General features: G+C 68.2%; 20 protein-coding genes. 14 read left to right on the plus strand and 6 right to left on the minus strand.

Annotated elements, in window-relative coordinates:
* The 5 genes from AC1DYS_RS26625 to AC1DYS_RS26645 all read left to right on the plus strand — a co-directional run.
* Nucleotides 1-678 (plus strand): carbohydrate porin (locus AC1DYS_RS26625; protein ID WP_477904579.1); only part of this gene is annotated, 678 nt, incomplete at its 5' end.
* Between the two features lie 86 nt (nucleotides 679-764).
* Nucleotides 765-1,565: an SHOCT domain-containing protein gene (locus tag AC1DYS_RS26630; RefSeq protein ID WP_477904580.1), complete on the plus strand. Its 801-nt coding sequence runs from the start codon at nucleotides 765-767 to the stop codon at nucleotides 1,563-1,565.
* 163 nt (nucleotides 1,566-1,728) lie between these two features.
* Nucleotides 1,729-2,409, plus strand: coding sequence for a response regulator transcription factor (locus AC1DYS_RS26635; protein WP_047489725.1), 681 nt, complete (start codon nucleotides 1,729-1,731; stop codon nucleotides 2,407-2,409).
* A 55-nt stretch (nucleotides 2,410-2,464) separates the two neighbouring features.
* Nucleotides 2,465-3,970, plus strand: a complete 1,506-nt coding sequence (locus AC1DYS_RS26640) for a sensor histidine kinase (RefSeq protein WP_477904581.1) — start codon at nucleotides 2,465-2,467, stop codon at nucleotides 3,968-3,970.
* Nucleotides 3,971-3,991: 21 nt separating this feature from the next.
* The gene (locus AC1DYS_RS26645; RefSeq protein WP_477904582.1) at nucleotides 3,992-4,420 is read left to right on the plus strand and encodes a TfoX/Sxy family protein; all 429 of its coding nucleotides are present in this window, start codon (nucleotides 3,992-3,994) and stop codon (nucleotides 4,418-4,420) included.
* On the opposite strand, the gene AC1DYS_RS26650 is transcribed toward AC1DYS_RS26645, so the two are convergent.
* Complete coding sequence (locus AC1DYS_RS26650) at nucleotides 4,362-4,724, minus strand: DUF2917 domain-containing protein (RefSeq protein ID WP_477904583.1); 363 nt, start codon at nucleotides 4,722-4,724, stop codon at nucleotides 4,362-4,364. The two genes, AC1DYS_RS26645 and AC1DYS_RS26650, sit on opposite strands and share 59 nt — an antisense overlap.
* Nucleotides 4,725-4,817: 93 nt before the next feature.
* On the opposite strand from AC1DYS_RS26650, the gene AC1DYS_RS26655 reads away from it, so the two are divergent.
* Nucleotides 4,818-5,777, plus strand: coding sequence for a LysR family transcriptional regulator (locus AC1DYS_RS26655; protein WP_477904584.1), 960 nt, complete (start codon nucleotides 4,818-4,820; stop codon nucleotides 5,775-5,777).
* 2 nt (nucleotides 5,778-5,779) lie between these two features.
* Here AC1DYS_RS26655 and AC1DYS_RS26660 read toward each other — a convergent pair whose 3' ends face one another.
* Nucleotides 5,780-6,535, minus strand: coding sequence for a sigma-70 family RNA polymerase sigma factor (locus tag AC1DYS_RS26660; protein ID WP_477904585.1), 756 nt, complete (start codon nucleotides 6,533-6,535; stop codon nucleotides 5,780-5,782).
* An 86-nt stretch (nucleotides 6,536-6,621) separates the two neighbouring features.
* On the opposite strand from AC1DYS_RS26660, the gene AC1DYS_RS26665 reads away from it, so the two are divergent.
* On the plus strand, nucleotides 6,622-7,203 hold the full coding sequence (locus AC1DYS_RS26665; RefSeq protein WP_477904586.1) for an ATP-dependent Clp protease proteolytic subunit: 582 nt from the start codon (nucleotides 6,622-6,624) through the stop codon (nucleotides 7,201-7,203).
* An 18-nt stretch (nucleotides 7,204-7,221) separates the two neighbouring features.
* On the opposite strand, the gene AC1DYS_RS26670 is transcribed toward AC1DYS_RS26665, so the two are convergent.
* Nucleotides 7,222-7,791, minus strand: a complete 570-nt coding sequence (locus tag AC1DYS_RS26670; RefSeq protein WP_477904587.1) for a 5-formyltetrahydrofolate cyclo-ligase — start codon at nucleotides 7,789-7,791, stop codon at nucleotides 7,222-7,224.
* A gap of 42 nt (nucleotides 7,792-7,833) precedes the next feature.
* Between AC1DYS_RS26670 and AC1DYS_RS26675 the strand changes: the two genes are divergently transcribed.
* From AC1DYS_RS26675 to AC1DYS_RS26690, 4 genes are all read left to right on the plus strand, one after another.
* Nucleotides 7,834-9,849, plus strand: coding sequence for a lytic transglycosylase domain-containing protein (locus tag AC1DYS_RS26675; protein ID WP_477904588.1), 2,016 nt, complete (start codon nucleotides 7,834-7,836; stop codon nucleotides 9,847-9,849).
* Complete coding sequence (locus AC1DYS_RS26680) at nucleotides 9,846-10,859, plus strand: complex I NDUFA9 subunit family protein (RefSeq protein ID WP_477904589.1); 1,014 nt, start codon at nucleotides 9,846-9,848, stop codon at nucleotides 10,857-10,859. The genes AC1DYS_RS26675 and AC1DYS_RS26680 overlap by 4 nt, the downstream gene beginning before the upstream one ends.
* A 96-nt stretch (nucleotides 10,860-10,955) precedes the next feature.
* Nucleotides 10,956-11,642 (plus strand): glutathione S-transferase family protein, encoded by a 687-nt coding sequence (locus AC1DYS_RS26685; protein ID WP_477904590.1) that lies wholly within the window; start codon nucleotides 10,956-10,958, stop codon nucleotides 11,640-11,642.
* 209 nt (nucleotides 11,643-11,851) lie between these two features.
* The gene (locus AC1DYS_RS26690) at nucleotides 11,852-13,078 is read left to right on the plus strand and encodes a multifunctional CCA addition/repair protein (protein WP_477904591.1); all 1,227 of its coding nucleotides are present in this window, start codon (nucleotides 11,852-11,854) and stop codon (nucleotides 13,076-13,078) included.
* Nucleotides 13,079-13,084: 6 nt separating this feature from the next.
* On the opposite strand, the gene AC1DYS_RS26695 is transcribed toward AC1DYS_RS26690, so the two are convergent.
* Nucleotides 13,085-14,104, minus strand: coding sequence for a hypothetical protein (locus tag AC1DYS_RS26695; protein ID WP_477904592.1), 1,020 nt, complete (start codon nucleotides 14,102-14,104; stop codon nucleotides 13,085-13,087).
* 143 nt (nucleotides 14,105-14,247) lie between these two features.
* Between AC1DYS_RS26695 and AC1DYS_RS26700 the strand changes: the two genes are divergently transcribed.
* Nucleotides 14,248-16,842 carry an ATP-binding protein gene (locus AC1DYS_RS26700; RefSeq protein WP_477904593.1) on the plus strand — a complete coding sequence of 865 codons (2,595 nt, stop codon included), beginning with the start codon at nucleotides 14,248-14,250 and terminating at the stop codon, nucleotides 16,840-16,842.
* A gap of 113 nt (nucleotides 16,843-16,955) precedes the next feature.
* Entirely contained in the window at nucleotides 16,956-17,231 is a 276-nt protein-coding gene (locus AC1DYS_RS26705) for a DUF4242 domain-containing protein (protein ID WP_477904594.1), read from the plus strand.
* Between the two features lie 40 nt (nucleotides 17,232-17,271).
* Here the strand turns inward: AC1DYS_RS26705 and AC1DYS_RS26710 are convergent, their stop codons facing one another.
* Both AC1DYS_RS26710 and AC1DYS_RS26715 read right to left on the minus strand, forming a co-directional pair.
* Nucleotides 17,272-17,469, minus strand: coding sequence for a DUF2905 domain-containing protein (locus AC1DYS_RS26710; RefSeq protein ID WP_477904595.1), 198 nt, complete (start codon nucleotides 17,467-17,469; stop codon nucleotides 17,272-17,274).
* A gap of 13 nt (nucleotides 17,470-17,482) precedes the next feature.
* Nucleotides 17,483-18,592, minus strand: coding sequence for a class I SAM-dependent methyltransferase (locus AC1DYS_RS26715; protein ID WP_477904596.1), 1,110 nt, complete (start codon nucleotides 18,590-18,592; stop codon nucleotides 17,483-17,485).
* An 18-nt stretch (nucleotides 18,593-18,610) separates the two neighbouring features.
* Here AC1DYS_RS26715 and AC1DYS_RS26720 point away from each other — a divergent pair, with 18 nt between their 5' ends.
* Complete coding sequence (locus AC1DYS_RS26720; protein ID WP_477904597.1) at nucleotides 18,611-19,390, plus strand: SDR family oxidoreductase; 780 nt, start codon at nucleotides 18,611-18,613, stop codon at nucleotides 19,388-19,390.
* The last annotated feature ends 1 nt before the right edge of the window (nucleotide 19,391 follow it).

Below are 19,391 nucleotides of genomic sequence, written 5' to 3' on the forward strand. Positions count from 1 at the left end.
GCACGCCTGAACGTCGACGTGCAGGAGATCCCGGTCGGCATGGGCGCTCTGCGCGTGACCGGCACCTACACCCAGGGCCGCTATGACAACGCAACCGATGGCAAGGGCACCAGCGGCTTCGGTCTGAGCCTGCAGCACACGGTCGACATCGCCGCACTCGGCACCGGCAGCGGCAACACCCTGTGGCTGCAGTTCGCCCAGGGTTCGGCCGGTCTGGACGGCAACTTCGGCACCATGACGGCACCGAGCAGCGTGAAGAAGTGGCGCCTGGTGGAAAGCCTGACCTGGCAGCTGGGCGCCTTCGGGGGCCAGGCGGTGGCGCTGTACGGCCAGCACGACAAGGACGATGTGGCCGGCACGACGAAGTTCAACGAAGCCTCGATCGGTGGCCGTGCGTCGTACGCGCTGACGCGCAACTTCAAGCTGGTGAGCGAACTGGGCTACATGCAGAAGAAGCCAGACGGGGCCGGCACCCAGAAGCTGGCGAAGTTCACCTTCGCGCCGACGCTGTCGGCGGGCCCGGGCTTCTGGAACCGCCCGGAGCTGCGCCTGTACGTCACCACCGCCAAGTGGAACGCCGCCGCCAATGACGCCGCCGGCCCGAACGGCCTGACCGGTCTGGCCAATGGCAAGACCAAGGGCACCAGCTTCGGTGCCCAAGCGGAAATCTGGTTCTGACCTTGTGATGTGAATGCCCCGAAGACCGCTCGTTTGCGGCCTTCGGGGCACACTGCGGTTCAGATTCACTAGAAGCGAACCCTTCCATGACCCACGAATCCCTTGGCCGACGCCGCGTGCTCACGCAGCTGGTGTGCGGCGGCCTGCTGGCCAGCGGCGTTGTTGCGGCCGCCCACGCCGGTCAATCCCGCAGCTGGCAACTGCATGAGTTCACGCGCATCGAGCTGGTGCCGCGTGAAGCCGGTGCGGAACCGAATCAGCACCCCGCGAAATTGAGCCCCGACACCTTGCGCGACCAGCTAGCCCGCGTGCGCTTCATCGACGCCACCGGTGGTCGTGCGCCCCTGTTTGCCAACGACGAGCTGGCCGAACTGGTTCCCACTTTGTCGCAAGCGTTCGAACGGGCAGGTCCTGCGGACGACGTGCTGCTGCTGAGCAGCGCGCGCCGCGAAAGCGGCATTCTCGGCTCGCCGATGGCGGTGGCTGCGCGCCTGTTCGTTCAAGGCGGCAACCTGCAGTTCATCGCCCACGATGCCCGCTTCGAGTTCTACAACGTCTATCGTGGCACGGGCGCGCCGCCACGCTTCGTCTTCGGCTCGCGCAGCGCGGCCGGCAGCGTGAAGCTGGAAGCGGCCGACGCCACAAACCGGCGTGCCGACTGGCTGTCGATCCCAACAACGGTGGCCGCTACAGCGGCTGCGCCGGCACCGGCAGCAGCCCCGGCACCAGCGGCCCAGCCCGCCCAAGCACCGGCGCCTGCCAAGGCAGCGGACCGGAGCGACGACCTGGAGCGCCGGCTCGAGACCCTGAAGCGCCTGCGCGAGAAGAACCTGATCACCGAAGACGAGTACCAGCAAAAGCGCAAGGAACTTCTGCAGCAGCTGTGACGGCATCGTCTTGAGCACTCGACGCAAGGCCCCACCGGCCGGCAAAGGCACAGGGCCGCAGGCATCGACAGCAGCAAAGCCAGCCGGCGGCCCCCGGGGGAAACACCCCGCGGAGCCGGCACACGCTGTCATACCATCTCGGGCACCCGAATCCGACCGCCCGATGAAACTGCTGCTTGCCGAAGACGACACCATCCTGGCCGACGCGCTCACCGTGAGCCTGAAGGGCAGCGGCTTCGAGATCGAAGTGGCGGGCAACGGCGCGGTCGCGGAGTACCTCTTGCTGCGCCACGACTTTGACCTCGGCGTGCTCGACCTCGGCCTGCCGCTCGTCGACGGTCTCACCGTGCTGAAGAAGGTCCGCGCCGTGAAGCCGACCTTGCCGATGATGGTGCTCACCGCACTCGACGGCCTGGAGCAGCGCGTGGCCGGCCTCAATGCCGGTGCCGACGACTACCTCACCAAGCCCTTCGACTTCCCCGAGTTGGAAGCCCGCATCCGTGCCCTGCTTCGCCGCGCGCATGGCCCTGTGGCCACCCCGGCGGTGCAGACCACAGGCCTGCTTCGCTTCGACCGCGAAGCGCGCCGCGCGGTCGTCGACAAGACCACGCTGGAGCTGTCGCCGCGCGAATGGACACTGCTCGACCTGCTGCTGACCCAGCGCGACCGCGTGGTCACCAAGGAGCAAATCGCGCAAGGTTGGACGCCGGACCCGAACGAGCAGAACCTCGGCTCCATCGAGGTCTACATCCACCGCTTGCGCCGCAAGCTCGAAGGGTCGATGGTGTCGATCCGCACCGTTCGCGGCCTGGGCTACTTGCTCGAAGCGGAAGGACAAGGGTGAGAACACCTGCAAGCCTTCGGTGTGGCGCCATCGCCCCAGGCTGAGGCGCACCCCCATGCTGCGCCGTTGGACATCGCCGCTCGGCGCGCTGCGCCGCATGCCGGGCCTCACGCCGGGCACTCGCTCGCTGCACCGCCACCTGCTGCTGTGGCTGCTGTTGCCGCAACTGGTGCTGTGGCTGGCGGCCGCGAGCTTCACCTATCAGCTGGCCGACCGCTACGCGAACCAGGCCATCGATGCGAGCCTGAGCACGGCGTCGCGCTCGCTCGCGCGCCAAGTGAAGCCCAGCGGCAGCGGGCTGCTGATCGACTTTCCGCGTGCCGCTCAAGACATCATCGAGGCCGACCCCGACGACCGCGTGTACTACATGGTGAGCACGCCGCCGGGCGAGTTCATCCTCGGCAACAGCCAGATGCCGCAGCCGCCGGCCATCGCCGAACCTCGCCTGGGCCAGCCGTATCTGTACGACGGTGTCATCCACGACAAGAACGCCGCTGATCAGAAGCGCGATGTCAACGTGCGCGTGGTGGCGCTCTACCTCGCATACGGCGAGCCCGGCAAGCCGCAGCAGATGCTGGTGCAAGTGGCGCGCAGCCGCACCAGCCGCGAAGAGCTGGCGCGGCAGATCCTGATCGACACCGCGCTGCCCTTGTCGCTGCTGATCGCGTTGATGTCGGTCATCGTGTGGGGCGGCATCCGCGGCGGGCTGGCGCCGCTTGCGCGCTTGCGCAGCGTGGTCGAAAGCCGCGCCACGAACGACCTCGCGCCGATCCGCCTGGAGGCCGCGCCGGAAGAGGTGCGCAGCCTGGCCCTGGCCTTGAACACGCTGCTGGCCGAGGTGCGCGAAAACGTCAACGCACAAAAGCGCTTCATCAGTGACGCCGCCCACCAGATGCGTACGCCACTGGCGGGGCTGAAGAGCCAGACCGAACTGGCGCTGTCCAGCTCTGCCGTGTGCGCCGACCCCGAGCTGCAGGCGCGGCTGCAACTCGTGCACGAGAGCGCCACACGCAGCGCGCACCTGGTGAGCCAGCTGCTGGCACTGGCACGCGCTGAGCCGGAGGCCGCGATGGCCCAGTCGCGCACGCGTTTCGACCTGCAGCGCCTGGCGCGCGAGGTGACGGCAGAACAGGTGCCTCGCGCGATCGCCGCCGGCATCGACCTCGGCACCGACGACACCGAGTCACCCGACGGCGTCGACAAGCCGCTGCAGGTGCTGGGCAACGCGATGCTGATCCGCGAGGCGCTGGTGAACCTGGTAGACAACGCCATCCGCTACGCGGGGCGCGGCGCGAGCATCACGGTGAGCGCACATTCCGAAGGCGACGATGCCGTCATCACGGTGGAAGACACCGGCCCGGGCGTGCCCGAGGCCGACCACGAGCGCGTCTTCCAGCGCTTCGTGCGGGCCACGCACAAGGGCAATGGCTGCGGGCTGGGTCTCGCGATCGTCAAGGAGATCGTCGAGCGCAGCCGCGGCAGCGTGTCATTGCAATCGGTGCAGCCGCACGGCCTGCGTGCCGTGGTGCGCATGCCGCTGGCCGTGATCCCGCGGCCCTGAAGCATCACGGAGTCCGACACCATGGCTGCCACGTCCGAATTTGCCGCTCACTGCGCCGAACTGCTCGGCAAGCTGGGGCCGGTGCGCATCAAGCGCATGTTCGGCGGGCATGGCTTTTATGTGGACGAAGTATTCGTCGCGCTGGCCAGCGGTGACCGGCTGTACCTGAAGGTCGATGCACAGACCCGGCCGCGCTTCGAAGCAGCCGGCTGCGAGCCTTTTGTCTACGACAGCTCCGGCAAGCAGGTGAGCCTGGGCTATTGGACGGCACCCGACGACGCGATGGAATCGCCCGCACTGATGCTCCCGTGGACGCGCCTCGCGATGGAGGCGGCGCTGCGTGCCCGCAACGCCAAGCCTGCCAAGCCGGGCGCCAAACGGCCCAAGCCGGTCAGCCCAGCGAAGGCACCAGCGAAGAAGACACCCGCTGCCAAGCCGAAGAAGCGCTGACATGGCGCGACGCCTGGGCGCAAGCCCGTGGCGGCACCAGTAGCTGGAAGCGTGTGGCACCCCAGCCTTCGGCCACCCACTGGCTGCCCGACTCGAGTGCGATGCTGTCGCCGGCTTCGAGCCAGATGTCTTCGGGCGGCGATTCGAGCGACCCTTCGCGCGTCAGCCAGAGGCGCCCTTCGGCCACGTGCACTTCACGCTCGCCCGGGCCGATGCTCAGGCGCAAGGCCTCGCCTGCACCCACGGACCACAGTGCCGACGAAGCGGTAGACTGTTGCTCTCTCGTCATCAGTTGCGTGTTCATGGCGTTACTCCTTTTGAATCGATGCCTGGAGAATAGGCCCGTGCACGGGGAGCGTCCAATGAATTGCCGACAAGCGATTAACGCGTTTTACTCATGAATAACGTCCGCCGCCGCCCGCTCTCGGTGGGCCCGATCCGAGCCTTCGAGGCGGTGTCCCGCCACCTCAGCTTCCGTGCCGCCGCCGACGAACTGAGCTTGACCCAGTCGGCCATCAGCCGGCAGATCCAGTCGCTGGAAGAAGACATGGGCGCCACGCTGCTGCTGCGCGGCACGCGCAAGGTGGAGCTGACGCAAGAAGGCGCGATGTTCCTGCGCGCGCTGGCCCCGAGCCTGGCCCGTATCGACGCCAGCGTGCAGCAGATCCGCCAGTCGCAAGGGCGGCGCGTGGTCAACGTCAACACCTTCGCGTCGTTCGCCTCGATGTGGCTGCTGCCGCAGCTGGAGGCCTTTCAGCGCGACCGGCCCGAGATGGACATCCGCGTCTCGGCCACCGACATGATCGTCAACACCACCGATCCCGAGTTCGACCTGATCGTGCGCTTCTCGGGCCGGCACCGGGCGCCGCCGGGCTCGCAGAAGCTGTTCGGCGAAGTGATCACGCCGGTGATCAGCCCCTGGCTGGCCGAGCAGATCCGCAACGGGCAGGCGCCGCCGTTGTCGAAGCCCGAACACCTCTCGCAGTACACGCTGACCGAAGAAGACGACAACCGCCCGAGCGCCGAGTTTCTGAGCTGGCGCCACTGGCTCGCGCAGCAGGGCGCACCCCACGTGCAGCCGCGCCGCTGGCTGTATCTCAACTTCACCTACCAGCAGGTGCAGTCGGCGCTGGCGGGCCAGGGCGTGGCACTCGCACGGCTGCCGCTGGTGATCGAACAGCTGGAGCGCGGGGACCTGCTGGAGCCCTTCGGCGTGGCAGGTCGCGTGGCGATCGACCTGTCCTACTGGCTGATCACCCCGGCCAACAGCCGCGCGCGCAAGGAAGTCGACGAGTTCTGCAGCTGGGTCGAACAGCTCGCTGCGCAAACTCGCCTGGCCATGGGCGAGACCGCCTGAAGCTAGACCGACTCGGCGCTGGCGGTCGTCACCGGCCCGAGTGGCATGCAGCAGATGGGTTTGCCTTCGTGCATCAGCACGAGCGCATAACCGCCCTCGATCTGCACGATGCCTCCGCCAGACTGGGTGGCCGCCATCACGGCCTTCGCGCTCGCTTGGGCCGACATCGTCGTGGCCAGAATCGCATGCAGGGGCGCCGGACTCAGGCTCTGCATCGCGCGCAGGCACAGCACGTACAGCGCATCGGCGGTGGCGCGGTCATCGGGTTCGCCGTGTGACCCATCGCGCAGGCGCAGCAAGGCGCGGTGCACGGTCTGTCGGCAAGCGGCCTCACTCTTCCCCGATCGCTCGGCCAGCGCGGCGTAGCTGAACTCGAAGACCTCGCGCAGCAGCAGCATTGCCGCTTCCACCGGCTGCAGCGTGTCGGCCAGCTGGCGCAGCGCCTGGGCACGGCGCTGCAGAAGTGCGGCCTCGTCTTCAGCCGACGGGGCTACTTCGCCGGGCGACGAGGCCTGCCCTCGTTCGAGCTGGCGCCGGCGCAGGCCGTCGACCGCGAGGTGCTTCACCACGGTCGTGAGCCAGGCCAGCGGCGTCTGCACATCCACCGGTGGTGCAGTCACGGCGCGCAGGTAGGCGTCGTGCAACACATCTTCGGCATCGGCATGGGTGCCGAGCAGGCCGCGCGCGATATCGAGCAGGCGGCGGCGGTCGGCGGGGGCCAGAGGGAGCGAAAAGGGGAGCGCAAAGGTGGGCTTCATGGAATCTCCAACGCGAGCCGGGAGCTTGTCACGAAATGGCCGGCCCGTTCGTCATACGGGTTCAAACCACTCCCATCCCACGCCCCATGGAAACTCCAGCACCCACCCCAACAGCCGACATGCGCGGCCAGTTCCTTGAAGAGAAGGCTTTCAAGTCACGCACCGTCTTCCTGTTCGGCGCCATCAGCGACAGCACCGCGGCCGACACGGCGCGCCGCCTGGTGGCGTTGGCAGCCGACAGCTCCGCGCCCATCCACGTGCTGGTGTCCTCGCCGGGCGGCCACCTGGAGTCGGGCGACGCGATCCACGACATCGTGAAGTTCATCGACGTGCCGGTGTTCATGATCGGCACCGGCTGGGTCGGCAGCGCAGCAACGCACGTGTACCTGTCGGTGCCGCGCGAGCGCCGCGTGTGCCTGCCGCAAACGCGCTTCCTGATTCACCAGCCCAGCGGCGGCGCCGGTGGCATGGCGACCGACATCGCCATCCAGGCGCGCGAGATCGTGAAGGCCCGCGAACGCATCGCAGCGGTCATCGCCCGCGAAACAGGGCGCACGCTCGAACGGGTGTTGACGGACATCGAACGCGACAACTGGATGTCGCCCGAAGAAGCCGTGGACTACGGCCTGGTGTCTCGCATCATCCAGAACCGCTCCGACCTCAAATAGCCAGCGTGGCGGGGCAGCTCAAGCCACGCCCTGCTCCGTCACGACCAGCGTCAGCGGCTGGTCGTGCGGCTGGGCGGCGAAGTCTTCATCGCTGATGCGGCTGACCGACCACGCCACGCCGACCGCGGTGACGTGCGGGTGGGCGGCCATCCAGCGGTCGAAATACCCGCCGCCGTAGCCGAGCCGGTAGCCGCTGGGCGTGACGCCCACGCACGGCACGAGCACGACGTCGGGCACGACCAGCTTGCCCTGGCTTGCGGGGATGTTGCAGTCGTCCACCAACTCGGGCGGCGAGCCGTCCCACAGCCGGTAGTGCATCTGGCGCGGCTCCTTCTGTGCGAAAGGCAACGCCAGCTGAAAGGAAGTACCCACCTTGTCGTCGTGCCACAGGGCTGCTGCGTTAAATTCCGATTGCGTCGGCCAGTAGACGCCCAGGCATTCGGGCTCCAGGCGTTCCACCAGCGCCCTCAGTTCCTTCGCCAGAGACAACTCGGCGGCTGCAGCTTCTGGTGATGACGCGAATCGTTCTCTCACGGCTCGCAGATGTGCGCGAAGCGCCGGGCGAGAAGGCAGTGTGTGAGAGACCATGAAAGACGGGGTAGGCTTTTGAAATCAGTATATGAGCGGCCGATGGTGGTACGTGCCCTGCGGCTGGCAAGCCTCGCGGCCGCGTTGCTGATCGGCGTGGGGCCCGCACAGGCCCAGAGCGGCAACGACGCCATCGTCGAAGCACGCCAAGCCTTCATGAAGCGTGACAGCAACCGCCTCACTGCGCTGCGCGCCACCGCGATGGCCGAGCGCCATCCGCTGGCCATGTGGGTCGACTACTGGCAGCTCAACAACCACTTGTTCGCCGCCTCGAGCGACGAGGTCGAGGCCTTTTACAAGCGGTGGAGCGGCACCTACGTCGAGGACCGTTTGCGCAACGACTGGCTGCTCGAACTGGGCCGCCGGCGCGACTGGAAGGCGCTCGCGGCCGACTACCCACGTTTCCGCATGAACGACGACCGCGAGGTGAGCTGCTACGCCCTGCTCGCCGACCACCTCGATGGCAAAGACGTGCGCACCGCCGCCCGCGCCGCATGGTTCAACCAGCGCGATGCCGACGACGGCTGTGCCCAGCTCGGCACTGCGCTGTACGACGCCAAGCTGCTCACCGAAAACGATGCTTGGCGCCGCGCGCGCCTGGCCGTCGACGCCAACAAGCCCAAGGCCGCCCAGCTCGCCGCCGCGCTGGTGAGCCCGCGTGCCGGCACCGAGGCGACCGACCTGCTCGACAAGCCCGCCCGCTACCTGACCGCCCTCACCGTGACGCGGACCCGGCAGGACAAGGAGCTCGCGGCCTTGGCCCTGATGCGCCTCGCCTCGACCGACCCCGACGCTGCGGCCGCGTCGCTGAACGCGAAGTGGGAGCTGCTGCTGCCGCCCGAACTCGCCGCCTGTGCCTGGGCAGCCGTCGCCAAGCAGGCCGCGATGAAGCTGCTGCCCAACGCCTCGGACCACTACCAGCGTGCCGCGCTGCTGGCCGGCAAGGCCGTGATGGAGATCGACTGGGCCGACGACACGCTGGCCTGGAAGGCCCGCGCCGCACTGCGCGCCAACGAGGGCAAGCCGCGCTGGCAGCAGGTGGTGCAGGCCATCAATGCGATGAACCCGAGCGAGCAGCGCGACCCGACCTGGGTCTACTGGAAGGCCCGCGCGCTGCAAGCCCTGGCCAAGGACTCGACAGAACCCGAGGCGATGACGGCGCAGGCCCAGGAGATGATGAGCACGCTCGTCGGCCAGCTCAATTTCTACGGCGCACTTGCCGCCGAAGACCTGGGCCAGCCGATCGCGCTGCCGCCCCTGCCCGCGCCGCCCACCGACGCCGAGCGCCAGGCCGCTGCGCGCGAGCCGGGCTTGGTGCGCGCGATGCAGCTCATCGCCATCGGCCTGCGCAGCGAAGGCGTGCGCGAATGGAACTTCACGCTGCGCAGCATGGACGACCGCGCCCTGCTCGCCGCTGCGCAGCTGGCCTGCGACCGCGAGATCTGGGACCGCTGCATCAACACGAGCGACCGCACGCGCACCGAGATCAACATGGCCCAGCGCTTCCCCATGCCCTTCCGCAAGGAGATGCAGGCGCGCAGCCGCGAGGCTGGCGTCGACGCGGCCTACATGTATGGATTGATCCGCCAGGAATCACGCTTCGTGACGGATGCTCGATCTGCCGTGGGCGCCTCCGGGCTGATGCAGGTGATGCCCGCGACCGCGCGCTGGACGGCCCGCAAGATGGGCGTGCCCTTCTCGCCCGACATGATCACCGACCGCGACACCAACCTGAAGATCGGCACACAGTACCTGCGCCTGGTGCTCGACGACTTCGAAGGTTCACAGGTGCTGGCCGCCGCGGCCTACAACGCCGGCCCGAGCCGCTCGCGCCGCTGGCGCGAAGGCCCGAAGCTCGAGACTGCGGTGTGGGCCGAGAACGTGCCCTTCAGTGAAACGCGCGACTACGTGAAGAAGGTGATGGCCAACGCCACCTTCTACGCCGCCCTGCTGGCCCAGACGGCGCCGACGCAGGCACCGTCGCTGAAGGCTCGCCTGGGCAACCAGATCGGCCCGCGGCCGGGTCCCGAAACACCGCTCGACAAGGAATTGCCGTGACGCCCGGCCCCAAAAGGCTTCGCGAAACCTCTTGGCAACCCCAGCGCACGGGCGTAAGCAACATCCTGCTGTTGGGCGGTACCGGCTTCGTCGGCCGCGCCGTCTGCGACAAGCTGGTCGAGCGATCGGGCGGCAGCGGTGGCCCCGTCACTGTGCCGAGCCGGCAACCGCAGCGCGCCAAGGCCATCCAGCTTCTGCCGACGATCCAGCTGCACAAGGCCGACGTTCACGACGAAGCCACGCTGACTCGCCTGGTGGCGGGCCGCGATGCGGTCATCAACTTGGTGGCCACGCTGCACGGCAGTGAGGCGGAGCTTCAGCGGGTGCATGTGGAGCTGCCGCGCAAGCTGGCACGCGCCTGCCTCGCCACCGGCGTGCGGCGTGTGGTGCATGTGAGCGCGCTCGGCGCAGCCGATGGAGCACCGTCGCGTTACCTGCGCACCAAGGCCCAGGGCGAAGCCGTGTTGCGCGACGCAGGGCTCGCGCTGACCGTGCTGCGGCCGTCGGTGATCTTCGGCGCAGAAGACCGCTTCCTCAACCTCTTTGCGAAGCTGCAGGCGCTGTTCCCGGTGATGCCGCTGGCGTGCGCCGACGCGCGTTTCCAGCCGGTGTGGGTCAACGACGTGGCGCAGGCCATCGTGACCGCACTCGACCAGCCCGACAGCATCGGCCACACCTTCGAATGCGTGGGCCCACGCGTCTACACGCTGGCCGAATTGGTGAGGATGGCCGGGCGCTGGTCGGGACACGAGCGGCCGGTAGTGGCCTTGCCGGCAGCGCTCGGGCGCTTGCAGGCGATGCTGATGGAATGGTTGCCGGGTGAACCACTGATGTCGCGCGACAACATCGACTCGATGCAGGTCGCCAACGTGGCCACCGGTGCCGCGCCTGCTCTCGAGGCACTGGGCATCGCACCGACCGCGATCGAAGGCGTCATGGCGCCCTGGTTGTCTCGCCTCGGCGAGGCAACGCGCCTGGACGTGTGGCGCCGAGGTGCCGGCCGGGCGTGACAGATGCGAAGGCGGCATCACCGCCATGCCGGTTTGTCATCGCCAAAACGAGCGCCGTCGCCTAGCATCTGAGGCCCGTCTCAAAGGCCTCACGCCATGCCCCTGCAGCTCTACATCGGCAACAAGAACTACTCGTCCTGGTCAATGCGCCCCTGGGTGCTGCTCAAGCAGACCGGCATTCCGTTCGAAGAACGCATGATCCGCTTCGACTCGTTCGATGCCGACTCCAAATTCAAGGCCGAGCTCAGCCGGCTGAGTCCCGTCGGCAAGGTGCCGGTGCTGGTCGACGATGGCTTCGCCATCTGGGACACGCTGGCGATCGCCGAGTACGTGGCCGAGAAATTCCCCGAGAAGAAGCTCTGGCCCACGAATGCAAAGGCACGAGCGCGCGCCCGCAGCGTGTGCGCCGAGATGCACTCCGGTTTCAGCGCGCTGCGCAACCACTTCGGCATGAACATCGAAGCCTCGTTCCCCGAGGTCGGCCAGCGGGTGCTGAGCACCGAGCCGCAGGTGCGCGCCGACGTTGACCGCATCGTGCAGATGTGGAGCGAGTTGCTCGCCGAGCACGGCGGCCCCTTCCTGTTCGGCCAGTTCAGCGTTGCCGATGCCTTCTTCGCTCCCGTGGTCAAGCGACTGGTCACCTTCGTCGTGCCGGTGCCGCCGGTGATTCAGGCCTACATCGATCAAGTGCAAGCCTTGCCCAGCGTGGCCGCCTGGACCCGCGACGCGCTGGCTGAGCACGACTTCGTCGCGATGGACGAGCCCTACCGAAAAGGTCGTTAGGCCCCCCAGTCGCTGCGCTCCGCCTTGCAGGCCGCGCTGGGCCAGCGGCCCAGCTCCTCGCCAGGCACAAACAGTCCAGTGGACTGTTTGTGCCCGGGCTCGGCCCCCAAGGGCGCCGCCTGGCGGACCGGCAAAGCCGGCTCCGCGGGCGTTGCTGGATCGAGGCATCTGTGCGTTCGCCTGGGCAATCCGCCTCATACACTCCCCGCATGAAGATGTGGATGGTCGGTGGTGCGGTGCGCGATGCCTTGCTGGGGCTACCGGTGAACGACCGCGACTGGGTCGCGGTCGGTGCCACGCCGCAGGAGATGGTGAACGCGGGCTACACGCCGGTCGGCAAGGATTTCCCCGTCTTCCTGCACCCGCAGACGAAGGAAGAAGTGGCACTCGCGCGCACCGAGCGCAAGTCGGCGCCGGGCTACCGCGGCTTCACCATCCACGCCGACCCGAGCGTCACGCTCGAAGAAGACCTGCTGCGCCGCGACCTGACGATCAATGCGATCGCGCAGGCCGAAGACGGCACGCTCGTCGACCCCTACGGCGGGCAGAAGGACCTGCGCGCGAAGCTGTTGCGCCATGTGTCGCCCGCCTTCGCCGAAGACCCGGTGCGCATTCTTCGCGTCGCGCGCTTTGCGGCGCGCTTCTCCGATTTCAGCGTCGCGCCCGAGACCAATCGGCTGATGCAGCAGATGGTGCAAGAAGGCGAAGTCGACGCGCTCGTGCCCGAACGCGTGTGGCAGGAGTTGGCCCGCGGCCTGATGGAAAACAAGCCGTCGCGCATGTTCGAGGTGCTGCGTGCCTGCGGGGCGTTGGCCCGGCTGCTGCCCGAGGTCGACTGCCTGTGGGGCGTGCCGCAACCGCCTGCCCACCACCCCGAAGTCGACACCGGTGTGCACCTGATGCTTGTGCTCGACACGGCGGCGCAACTGCAAACGCCGCTGACCGTGCGCTTCGCCTGCCTGGGCCACGACCTCGGCAAGGGCACCACGCGTGCCGAAGAACTGCCTCGCCACATCGCCCACGAAGCGCGCAGCGTGAAGCTGGTGCAGGACGTCTGCGAGCGCCTGAAGGTGCCCACCGATTGCCGCGAGCTCGCCGAGACAGTGGCACGAGAACATGGCAACGTGCACCGCAGCGAAACGCTCGATGCTGCCGCCGTGATGCGCCTGTTCGAGCGCTGCGACGCCTGGCGCCGGCCGCAGCGTTTTGCCGAGCTGCTGCTCGCCTGCGAATGCGACGCGCGCGGCCGCACCGGCTTCGAGAACCGGCCCTATCCGCAGCGCGAGCGGCTGCAGCGTGCGCTCGATGCGGCACTGGCGGTCGACACCGCGAGCGTCTCCGCGCAGGCGCTCGAGAAAGGCTGGAAGGGCCCGGCCATTGGCGACGCGATCCGCAACGCGCGCCAGGCCGCGGTGGCTGTCAGCCTGGCCGGCTGAGGCTGCTCAGCGGCACACCGCCCGCGGCGCCAACACGATCTGCTTGCCGCACTGCGTCACCACGGCGGCGCTCTTCACGCTGTCGCCGATGCGGTCGACGAGTTGGCTGATCTCGGCGACCACGGCACCGTCGTAGGCAACGATCTTCATCTGGTTCACCTGGCTCTGCGACAGCGCACCGAACTGCGAGGCTGCGAGGTGTTTGTCGGCGGTCTTGATCTCTTCGGTGATGGCCCCGCGCTGGCGCTGCAACGCGGCGCGGCGGATGCGCAATACCTCCGTGTCGCGGGCGATCATCAGCGGCAGCGTCTTCGCGGCGTAGGCGTCCCATTGGGCCCGGCAACCGGCATCGCAACCGATGTTTTCCCACTCCATCGCGGGCTTGACCATGCCCACGGCCAGCGGCTTCTTCAGCACGCGTGAGACGGCTTCGTCGGCCTCTTGCCAGACCACAAGGTTGGTCTTCATTCGCGTCATCTGGGCACCGCTGTAAGCCTCGCCCGCTTCAGCCGCGGCAATCGTGGCGGGCGCATCGTCGACCATGGCTTTCGCCGCGTTCTGGTAGCGCTTGTCCTGGTTCAAGGGCTGCGACAGCTTCTGCGACATCGCCATCAATTCCTGCGGCGACATCTTGCGCACGCGGTCCTGCACCTCCTTCGCGTACGCCGGATCGCTCTGCATGCGGGCCATGTCGATGCCCACGTCGGCCATGCCCTTGCCGAGGTCTTCGGTGGCGATGGCCGACTGCGCCTGGTGCCGCACGGCCACCGATTTCTGGATCTGGCCGATGGCCTGCTGGTGTGCCTCGATGTCCTTGCGCAACGCGAGCAGGCCGAGGTGAACGAGTGCGCCGTTCTTGTCGACCCAGCGCGCGGCCTCTTCAGCGGTGGCCGGCAGGTCGGGCACGCGGGCCAGCAAGGCAGCGACCGACGAGGGCGATTCAGCGGCGTGTGCAGCGGTGGCAGCACTGAGCGCGAGCAGAGCCGCAACGGCGGCAAGAACGACGGCAAGAACAGCGGGCTTCATTCCAATTTCTCCATGACGTGACATGGCATGAAGTGTCTTCAGCGGCGCGGCGGCCGGCATCGCCCGAAGGAGCCATGGGCCCCGATTCGAAGGGCCATGGCGCCCATGACACGTTCGAGCCCGGTGCCTAAACTCGGTGACCGATGGAACTGGTTGAACGCGACAGCGTCCTGCACACCCTTGAAGATCGCCTGCGCGCCGTCGCCGGTGGGTCGGGCCATGCTGCGCTGATCGCCGGCGAAGCCGGAATCGGCAAGACCAGCCTGCTGAAGGCGCTGGCCAACCGGCGTGGCGAAGCCCAGCTGTGGTGGGGCGCCTGCGACGCCCTGCAAACGCCCCACCCGCTGGCCCCGCTGCACGACATTGCACGAGCATCGGATGTCGGCTTTCGTTCGCTGCTGGCGGCGGAGAGCAACCGGTCCGCGCTGTTCGAGGCCGTGCTGGCCGAGCTGCAGCAAAGCCGCCGGCCGACGCTGCTCGTCATCGAAGACGCGCACTGGGCCGATGACGCGACGCTCGACTTGTTGAAGTTCCTCCGCCGGCGCATCGACCGCGCCCCCTGCCTGTTGGCCATCTCGTACCGCGACGACGAGTTGACGCCTGCGCACCCACTGCGGCTGCTGCTCGGCGAACTGCCAAGCAGCCTAGTGACGCGGGTGGACGTGCCACGCCTGTCTGCAGCCGCCGTCGAGTTGCTTGCGCGTGGTGCCTTGCAATCGCCTGCCGGCATTCATGCTGCCACCCATGGCAACCCGTTCTTCGTCACCGAGCTGCTTCGCCAGGGCGTGGACGGCGTACCGCGCAGCGTGCAGGCACTGGTGCTGTCTCGGTTTGCGCGGCTCAGCGAAGGCGCACAGAGCATCGTGCGGTTGGCCTCCATCGTGCCCGCTCGGATCGAGCGCTGGCTGATCGAGAAGCAGCTCACCCCACACGTCGCCCTGATCGAGGAGTGCCTGAACTCCGGCCTGCTGGTGAGCGCGGCGTCGGCACTCAGCTTCCGTCATGAGCTGGCACGCGCAGCGGTCGAGACGTCGCTCTCCGAGCCGGTAGCGCAGGCGCTCCACGCCGGTGTGCTGGGCACGCTGCTCGACGACGAGACGCAGCGCGTGTCGCTCGCGCGCCTGGTTCACCACGCCACGCACGCTGGCGACGACGCTGCCGTGCTCCGCTACGCGCCGGAGGCCGCGCGCCAGGCGCAACAGCGCGGCGCCCACCGCGAGGCCGCGGCCCACTACCGCACCGCGCTGCACCACGCGACAACGGCGAGCGACACCGACCGCATCGCCTGGCTCGAGGCCTACGCCACCGAGTGCCAGCACAACGACCAGTTGAACGAAGCCATCGACGCGCGCATGCAGCTGCACGAGCTGCACCAACGCTCCAACGACATCGTGGGCGAGGCCGAGAACCTCAGCCAGCTCGCGCTGGTGTACGTGCTGGCCCTGAAGAACGCCGAGGCCGACGACGCCAGCCGCCGAGCCATCGGCCTGCTGGAGACGCTGCCGCCCGGCATGCCGCTGGCCCGCGCTTACCGCGTGGAAGCGCAGCTGCGCATGCTCAACCGCGATTGCGAGGCGGCGATCGACTGGGGCAACCGCGCCATCCGTCTCGCCGAGCAGTTCGGTGCGCGCGAGGTGCTGCCGGCGGCCCTGAGTGCGATGGGCGCGGCGACCATGTTCATCGACTACGAAGCCGGCTGCGCTCACCTGCGCCGCGCGCTCGATCTGGCGCTCGCCGATGGGCTGCACTACACCGCGGCGAACATCTGCAACAACCTGGGCTCCGGCTCGGGCGAGGTCTTCCAGCTGCGAGAGGCCGAGCGCTACTTGACCCAGGCCATCGCGTTCTCTCACCAGCACGAGATCGACTTCTATCGCCACTACTGCGCCGCCTGGCTTGCCCTGTGCGAGATGTACCTGGGCCGCTGGGACGACGCCGGAGAGCGCGCCCTCGACATCGTGCGGCAGATCACCCACCGCACCACCAGCCGAGTGATGGCCCTCGTGGCGCTGGGCCGCCTGCGGGCGCGGCGCGGTGACCCTGGCGTGGCCGAGGCGCTCGACGAGGCGCTGGAACTTGCGCTGGCCAGCGGCACGCTGCAACGCACTGGCCCGGTGCGCGCCGCCCGTGCCGAGGCCGCCTGGCTGCGCGGCGACCTGCGCGCAGCCGCCGAAGAAGCGCAGGCTGGGTTGCCGCTCGCTCTGCACCACCGGCACCCGTGGTTCGCTGGCGAGCTGACCTGGTGGCTGCAGCGCACCGGCGCGACAGTCGCCATGCCTGAACCGTGCGCGGAACCGTTTGCATTGCAGATGCGTGGCCAGTGGCGCGAAGCCGCTCAGACCTGGGCTGCGCTCGGCTGCCCTTATGAGCACGCTCGGGCGCTGGCCGAAGGCGATGCCGACGCCCAACTTGAAGCGGCCGCCCTGTTCGAGCAGCTCGGCGCGCGGCCGGCCATTGACAGCCTGCGCAAGCAGCTGCGCGCCGCCGGCGTGCGCGGTCTGCCGCGCGGCGTGCGGGCATCGACCCAGGTCAACCCGCACCAGCTCACCGCGCGCGAAGTGGAGGTGCTGCAGCTGCTGTGCGAGGGGCTCAAGAACTCGGAGATCGCCGAACGCCTGTGCCGCTCGGTGCGCACGGTCGACCACCACCTGGCCGCCGTCTTCGCCAAGCTCGGCGTCAGCTCGCGCACCGAGGCCATGGTGGCAGCCCGGCAGGTCGGCATCGGCAACCCAAAATAGGCAAGGCCGCTGCGCAATCTGGGCAAGCCCACCGAGGTGCGGGCAGGGCTGAATTTCTACAGTGAGGTCAACGGTTCATTCAGGCCGTTCCAACCCACTTCAAGGAGTTCACCATGCCCCGTTATGTCGTCGAACGTTCGTTTCCCGATGGTCTGCGCATTCCCGTCAACGCCGAAGGCGCCCAAGCCTGCAGCACGGTGGTCGACAACAACCTTCAAAGCGGCGTGACCTGGGTCCACTCGTACGTGAGCGAGGACCTGCGCAAGTCGTTCTGCGTGTATGACGGCCCGTCGCCGGACGCCATTCGCGAAACCGCTGGCCGCAACAACCTGCCGGTCGGCGCCATCACGAAGGTGAGCGTGCTCGACCCGTATTTCTACAAAGGCTGAGCTGGCGCAAGCGGCTGCTTCGGGAGAACGCAGCCGCACTTCAGAACAGCCGCGCGACCGCCATCGCCACCAGGCTCAGCAGCACACTGCTGGTGAGCGGGATGAAAAACTCCCGGCCGAAGATGCGAAAGCGGAAGTCGCCCGGCAATTTGCCCAGGCCGATTCTCTCCAGCCACTTGTGCAGCCCGCTGAAGAGCAGCAGCGCGATCAGGATGACGAGAAGCCACCTCAGGCCCATGGCAATTCTCCGTTCACAGCCGGTGCGTCCGGTCGCCCTGGGCGAAGCCCAGAGGGTCGGAGGTGAAGGCCGCATCGCAGCCGCGGGCGAAGCCGATCACCTTGAACAGCTCGCCCATCTCGTGTTCGGCGATCAGCTTTTGCGCCGGCGCGATGGTGCGAACGTCGGCGTTCTGCAGCAGGTCCAACACGCCGCAGTTCATCAGGAAGCGCGCCTGCGAGGTGTAGCCCAGCACCTCGAGCCCGGCGTTCTGCGCGGCGAGTGCGATGCCGGTGAAGTTGACGTGCGCGGTGATGTCCTTCAGCCCCACGTCGACAAGCGGATCGGCATCGGCGAGGTGGGCCTGGTGGCACATCAGCGTGCCGCCGGTGCGCTGCGGGTGGTAGTACTCCGCGTCGGGAAAGCCGTAGTCGATGAAGAAGGCCGCACCGCGCTGCAGGCGGTCGGCCAGGGTGGCGATGAAGGCTTCGGCCTGCGAGTGGATTTCGGTCACGGTGCCGGGCGCGAACGGGCCGTCGTGCGGCGGGAGCGCCTCGGTGGGCCGGTCGCTCCAGGCGAAGCCGTCGCCCTGTGACAGCACGCCCCGCTCGAGCCATTGCGTGCCGTCGAAGTGCAGCAGCTGCACCGGCATCGCGTCGAGCACCTCGTTGCCGACAATCACGCCGTTGAGGGACTCGGGCAAGGCGTCGACCCACTGCACGGTGTCGCCGAAGCGCGCCAGGCGTTCGCGCTGGCGCACACGCAGGCTGCCCGACAGGTCGACGATGGTGTAACGCGCCACCTGCGAGCCCAAGGCATCCAGCAGTTGCTCGGCCAACGCGCCCGAGCCAGCGCCGAATTCCCACACTTCGTTGCTGCCGCAGGCGCGCAACGCCTGCGTCACCTGCCGGGCGAGCGAGCGGCCGAACAGGGGCGACATCTCGGGCGCGGTGACGAAGTCGCTGCCCGAGCTGGGCATCAGGCCGAACTTGCGGCTGTCGTTGGCGTAATAGCCGAGGCCCGGGGCGTACAAGGCCATCGCCATGAAGCGGTCGAACGGCAGCCAGCCGCCCGCACGCTCAATGGCCCGGTGGATCAGCCGGGAGAGCATGGCCGATACACTGACGGACTCGTTGGATTGCATCGCCGCATTGTAGGAAGCATGTCTGCCCGCCCCGTCGCCCTGGTCACTGGCGCGGCCCGTCGCCTGGGCCGCGAGATCGCACTCGACCTCGCCTCGCACGGCTTCGATGTGGCGGTGCACTACCGCCACTCGCGCGAGGACGCGGAGCAAACGGTGGCCCTGGCCCGTGAGGCAGGAGCCCAGGCCGCCGGCTTTGCCGCCGACCTGTCCGACGAAGCCGGCTGCCGTGCGCTGGTGCCCGCCGTGCTGGCGCACTTCAAGCGGCTCGACGCGGTGGTCAACAGCGCATCGACCTTCGAATACGACAACGCCGAGCGCTTCAGCTACGCCGCGATGGACCGTCACTGGCGTGCCAACACCGCGCCGGCCGTGCTGCTGGCGCAGGCACTGCATGAGCACGTGAAGGCAGGTGGGCGCACCGGCTGCGTGGTCAACCTGTTGGACCAGAAGCTCTTCAACCTCAACCCCGACTATTTCTCGTACACGCTGTCCAAGGCCGGCCTGCAGGCCGCCACCACGATGCTGGCGCAGGCGCTGGCGCCGACGGTCCGGGTGTGCGGCATCGCACCCGGCGTGACGCTGCTGTCGGGTGAGATGACGGGCAGCGAGTTCGCGCAGGCGCACCAGCTCACGCCGCTGGGCCATTCGTCGGCACCGGCCGACATCGCGCGCAGCGTGCGCTTCCTGATCGAGTCGCCGGCCATCACGGGCACCACCCTGCTGGTGGACGGAGGGCAGCACCTGCAGCCACAACCGCGCGACGTGATGTTTCTAGCCAACCCGTCGAAGGACGCATGAC

The organism is Rhizobacter sp. P2_G4 (assembly GCF_056403575.1).